Origin of the sequence: Micromonospora sp. NPDC047753, assembly GCF_040642735.1 — a bacterium.
GTDB lineage: Bacteria > Actinomycetota > Actinomycetes > Mycobacteriales > Micromonosporaceae > Micromonospora.
In genome coordinates this window covers 1-5,737 of record NZ_JBEYSL010000438.1, presented here as the reverse complement: position 1 = coordinate 5,737, position 5,737 = coordinate 1, and the positions used below count along the sequence as shown (strand labels likewise).

At 71.7% G+C, this 5,737-nt stretch carries 3 protein-coding genes; 2 read left to right on the top strand and 1 reads right to left on the bottom strand.

Going from position 1 to position 5,737, the window contains the following annotated elements:
• The coding region (fxsT, locus tag ABZ749_RS27795; RefSeq protein ID WP_357232994.1) for an FxSxx-COOH system tetratricopeptide repeat protein at positions 1-3,136 on the top strand (3,136 nt) is incomplete at its 5' end.
• A 55-nt stretch (positions 3,137-3,191) separates the two neighbouring features.
• Here the strand turns inward: fxsT and ABZ749_RS27790 are convergent.
• Complete coding sequence (locus tag ABZ749_RS27790; protein ID WP_357232992.1) at positions 3,192-4,100, bottom strand: alpha/beta hydrolase; 909 nt, start codon at positions 4,098-4,100, stop codon at positions 3,192-3,194.
• Positions 4,101-4,374: 274 nt separating this feature from the next.
• Here ABZ749_RS27790 and miaB point away from each other — a divergent pair.
• A partial coding sequence (gene miaB / locus ABZ749_RS27785) for a tRNA (N6-isopentenyl adenosine(37)-C2)-methylthiotransferase MiaB (RefSeq protein ID WP_357232996.1) occupies positions 4,375-5,737 on the top strand: 1,363 nt, incomplete at its 3' end.

Here is a 5,737-nt window from a genome sequence, read left to right as displayed (position 1 = left end):
CGCCGGGTTGCCGGCCGGCATGACCGAAGCGGAACGGCGGCGTTACTGGGCCGCGGTGGAGGTGCCGTACCGACCGTTCTACGCGTACGAGGAGACACTTGCGACATTCGGTGACCCGCCGGGCTCTCCGACGTCACTGCTGGCCGCGTACGAGACGTTGACCGGGATCCTCACCGACGGCGCGGTGACCGCGCTGCCGGTGATGGACGAGTCGGTGCGGAAGCGGGGCATAGCCCGTTTCCGCCGCCGCACCGAGGCGGTCGACGACCAGATCATGCTCCGGTGCGCACCGGAGGACGCCATCTGGGCCGAGTGGCTGGAGCGGGTGCTCAGCTCGGCCGGGCTGCGGGTGGTGGAGCCTACGGCCGCCGTCGGGTCCGCCGGCACGCCGGCCCCGCGCACGCTGACAGTGGTCTCGCCGGCGTACGTGGCGACGCCGTCCGGCGGTCTGCCCTACCGGGACCTGAGCACCGGCTCCACTGCCCTCGCCGTGTACGTCGCCGACCTGCGCCCGCTTGCGGAGTTCCCGTCGAAGAGTTCGACCAACCTCGTCAACGTGAGCGCCGCGACCGCCGTGGAACGAGTGTTGCGGCTGGTCGGACGGCCGGTGCCGTCGTCGCAGGACGGCCCGGCGGGCGGGAGTGCCCGCTTCCCCGGCACCGAGCCGCTGGTCTTCAACGCCCCCAACCGGAACGCCTGGTTCACCGGCCGGGAGGACGACCTGGCGCGGCTGCGCGCGCAGTTGCAGAGCGGGGGTAGCGCAGTGGTGCTGCCGGTCGCTCTGCAGGGCATGGGCGGCGTCGGCAAGACGCAGGTGGCTCTGGAATACGTCCACCGGTTCAAGGCCGCGTACGACGTGGTCTGGTGGATCGTGGCGGACCCGCCGCAGTTCGTCGACACCGCCCTCGCCGACCTCGCCGTCCGTCTCGGCATCCTCGCCGGGCCCACCCTGCCCGACACGGTCCGCTCGGTGCTGCAGGTGCTCGGCCGTGGCGAGCCGTACGAGCGGTGGCTCGTGGTGCTGGACAACGCCGAAGAACTCGACCAGATCGAGCCGTTCCTGCCGCAGGGCCCCGGGCACGTTCTGCTGACCTCCCGCAACCGTGCCTGGGGTGACCGGGCGAACCCGATCCAGGTGGACGTCTTCGACCGCACCGAGAGCGTGGCGCACCTCGCCCAGCGGGTGCCCACCATCAGCGTCGAGGAGGCCGACCGGGTGGCCGAGGCGCTCGGCGACCTGCCGATCGCGGTGGCCGCGGCGGGGGCCTGGCTCGCCGACACCGGCACGTCGGTCGCCGACTACCTGCGGCAGATCGAGCGACACGGCCCCAGCGCGCTCTCCGTGGAGGCGACCTGGGACCTGTCGCTGAACCGGCTGCTGGAGCAGGCTCCGGCGGCGTACCGGCTGTTGCAGCTCTGCTCGGTGCTGGCCCCGGAGATCGCCCTCGAACTCATCTACAGCGACGAGATGGCGGCTGCCCTCGTGCCGTTCGACCCGTCCGTTTCCGAGCGGCTGGTGCGCGGTGCCCTGGTCCAGCAGATCAACCGCCTGGCGCTGCTCAAACTCGACGTTCAGGGCGGTCGGGTCCAGGTGCACCGGCTGTTGCAGGCGGTGGTCCGCGACCGGATGACCGAAGACGAGATCGACGCCGCTCGACACCAGGTGCACCTGGTGCTGGCCGCGTCCCGGCCCCGAGGCGACGTGGACGACCCGAGCACCTGGGCCCGGCTGCGCATGCTCTGGCCGCACCTGGAGGTCTCCGAGGCGTTGACCTGCCCGGACGAGTCGGTGTGTCAGCTGCTGATCGACCGGGTCCGCTATCTGTGGCAGCGCGGCGGTCTGGACCAGGCCGACGTGTTCAGCCAGGAGGTGGACGACACCTGGAGCGCCCGGCTCGGGGACACGCACGACGAGGTCGAGGCATCGGCGCTCAGCCGCCAACTGCTGCATCTGCGCTTCAACCGGGCGAACATCTGGCGCTGCCTGGGCCGGTTCGACGAGGCCCGGGACCTGGACGAGGCGGTGCTGGCCGAGCAACGTCGGCTGCTGGGCCCGCTGCACCCGCACAGTCTGATGACCGCCGGCAGCCTCGGCGGTGACCTGCGGGCGCTCGGCCGCTACGCCGAGGCCCTGGAACGGGACCGGTCCACCTACGCCTCCTGGCTCCAGGTGTTCGGCGAGGACCATCCCCGCACGTTGAGCGCCGCCAACAACCTCGCTGTCTCGTACCGACTGGTCGGTGACTACCGGTCGGCCCGTCGCTGGGACGACGAGGTGCACCAGCGGCGGCGGCTGGTGCTCGGCCCCACCCATCCCCACACCCTCGTCTCCGCCGTGCGGCTGGGCAGCGACCTGCGGGAAGCTGGCGAGTACGGCAGGTCGGCGACCCTGCTGCGCACCGTGTACGAGACGTACTGCGAGGTGCTCGGGCCGGATGACGGCCGGAGTCTCGCTGCCCAGGTCAACCTGGCGGTGTCCCTGCGCAGTTGCGGCCGGGGCAGCGAGGCCGCGCCAATGTTCGAAACGGCGTACCGCGGGCTCGACGAACAGTTTGGTCCGGACAACCCGGACACGGTGGCGTGCCGATCGAGCCGCGCAGCAAACCTGTTGGCTGTCGGCGATGCGGCCCGTGCGCTCACCGAGATGAACGCCGTGCGGGCGGCGTTCGAGGAGCAGCTCCGGCTCGGCCCGGAGCACCCGCACGTCCTGGCGACGCTGAGCAACATCTCGGCCGCGGAGCGCGCGCTCGGCCGCAGGTCGGACGCCCTCGCGTCGGCGGCCTGGGCGGTCGGCGAGTTGCGCAAGGTGCTCGGGCCGGACCACCCGCACACCCTCGCGGCGGAGGTCAACCAGGCGGTGTGCCTCGCCGAGGAGGGTGACTGGGAGCTGGCGCGGGACCGCCTGCGGGAGACCGCCGGTCGGCTGGCCACGGTGATCGGTGCGGACCACCCCGACACGCTGCGCTGCCTCGGCGATCTCGCCCTGGCGGCGAGGCGGGCCGGCGACGACGGCGCCGAGGACGTCGACGTCGTGGTGGACCGGCTGGCCGAGGTGATCGGCGTGGAGCACCCGACGGTGCAGACCCTGCGCGAACGGAGGTTCGTGGTCCGGGTGATCGACCCACACACCATCTGAGCGGGGTGTTCGGCGGGCGGCCGGCCGGGGCGGCCCACCGGTCGCGGCCGGACGGTCAGAGCCCTGGGCTGGTCGCGAGGTCCGATGTGGTCAGCCAGTTCAGGGTCTGCGGGAGGATCTCCACCGCCCCGAAGTGCGCGGTGCCGGGCTGCACCTGCACCTCGGCGCGTGCGATCCGCGAGGCGAGCCAGTGCGAGTGCTCCACCGGGGAGAAGCGGTCCTGCTCGCCGTGCCAGAGCCGGACCTCCGCGCGGATGGCGCCCAGGTCGAACCCCCAGCCACGCCGGATCGCCAGCACGTCGTCGATCCAACCCTCGGGGCCGTGGCGCAGCGCCTCGGAGTACATGTCGGTCAGCAATCGGCGGATCGCGACGTCGTCGACGACCCGGATGTCCTCGTCGGGCAGATGGGGGCGGAGGAAGTCCAGCAGCGTCATCGGGTCCCGCCGGCCCTCGTCCGCGCGGACCTTCAGGTTGAGCGTGAGCGCGGCCAGGTCGTCGTCGGCCTGCCCGTAGTCCGTCACGTTCGATTCCGCCATCCCGGCGTACCAGTCCAGGTCGGGCGCGCCCGCCGGGGCGAGCCCCACCAGTACGGCGGCCCGGGTGACCCGCTCCGGCAGCAGCGCGGCACAGGCCAGGGCGTGCGGCCCACCACCGGAGCGGCCCACCACCGCGAACCGCTCGATGCCGAGGTCGTCGGCGATCGCCGCCACATCGGCCGCCGCGTCGGCCACCAAACGACCTTCGTGCCGGTCGGAGTCGCCGTACCCGGGCCGGTCGTAGCAGACGAGTTGCACGCCGAGCCGGTTGACGACGATGCCGCGGGGTCGGGGCCCGCTGCGGCTGCCGGGGGTGCCGTGCAGCAGGAAGACCGGGAGGCCGTCCGCTGCGCCGGAGGTCTCCACGGCGAGGTGCCGTCCGTCCGGGGCTATGACGGTGTGTTGTGCCGCATCTTGTCGCGTCACGTGTGGCCTCCCGCGGGTCGTTCTGCGCTGCCCAGCTGAGCGGAGCCGCGCAGCGGCCCTGAGTACGAAGACCCGGAATCGCTCGGGGTCACGTTCTGTGCCGCAGCGTACTGTCCGCCGTAAACCCTCGCCACGGGCCGCCGGGTCAACGCCGCAGGACCGGACAAAGCCGGTCGGAGGTCCCCCCGGCCCGGGCCGCTACCCTGGTAGCCCGAGGGGAAGGGGCACCAACAGGGTGGCTAGGACCTACAACGTCGTCACGTACGGCTGCCAGATGAACGTGCACGACTCCGAACGCATCTCCGGCCTGCTCGAGCAGGCGGGATACGAGCGTGCACCCGCTGGCGACGACACCCCGGACATCGTGGTCTTCAATACCTGCGCGGTGCGGGAGAACGCGGACAACCGGCTCTACGGCAACCTCGGTCGCCTGCGCCCGGTGAAGGACAAGCACCCCGGGATGCAGATCGCTGTCGGCGGCTGCCTCGCCCAGAAGGATCGGGGCGACATCGTCCGCAAGGCCCCCTGGGTTGACGTCGTCTTCGGCACCCACAACATCGGCGCGCTGCCGGTGCTGTTGGAGCGGGCCCGGCACAACGCCGCCGCCGAGGTGGAGATCCTGGAGTCCCTCGACGTCTTCCCGTCCACGCTGCCCACCCGCCGCGAGTCCACGTACGCCGGCTGGGTGTCGATCTCGGTGGGCTGCAACAACACCTGCACGTTCTGCATCGTTCCGGCGCTGCGCGGCAAGGAGAAGGACCGGCGCCCCGGCGACATCCTCTCCGAGGTGCGCGCCCTTGTCGACGAGGGCGTGCTGGAGGTGACCCTGCTCGGGCAGAACGTCAACTCGTACGGCGTGGAGTTCGGCGACCGGTACGCGTTCGGCAAGCTGCTGCGGGCCTGCGGCGACATCGACGGGTTGGAGCGGGTGCGGTTCACCAGCCCGCACCCGAAGGACTTCACCGACGACGTGATCGCCGCGATGGCCGAGACGCCGAACGTCTGTCACTCGCTGCACATGCCGTTGCAGTCCGGCTCCGACGACGTGCTTCGGGCGATGCGCCGCTCCTACCGCTCCGAGCGCTACCTGGGGATCATCGAGAAGGTCCGCACGGCGATGCCGGATGCGGCGATCACCACCGACATCATCGTCGGCTTCCCCGGTGAGACCGAGGCCGACTTCCAGCGAACCCTTGACGTGGTCCGGGAGGCCCGGTTCTCCTCGGCCTTCACCTTCCAGTACTCGAAGCGGCCCGGCACGCCCGCCGCGACGATGGACGACCAGCTACCCAAGCAGGTGGTGCAGGAGCGCTACGAGCGGTTGATCGCCTGCGTCGAGGAGATCACCTGGGCGGAGAACAAGCGCCTCGTCGGTGAGACCGTCGAGGTGCTGGTCGCGGTCGGCGAGGGCCGTAAGGACGAGCGGACCGGTCGGATGTCCGGTCGGGCCCGCGACGGTCGACTTGTGCACTTCGCGACCGAGACCGCCGACGGGGAGTCCCTGGCCGGTCAGATCCGGCCGGGCGACATCGTGCACACCACTGTCACGTACGCCGCCCCGCACCACCTGAACGCCGACGGTGCGCCGGTGGCGCACCGTCGCACCCGGGCCGGTGACGCGGCCGAGGCGGGGCGCT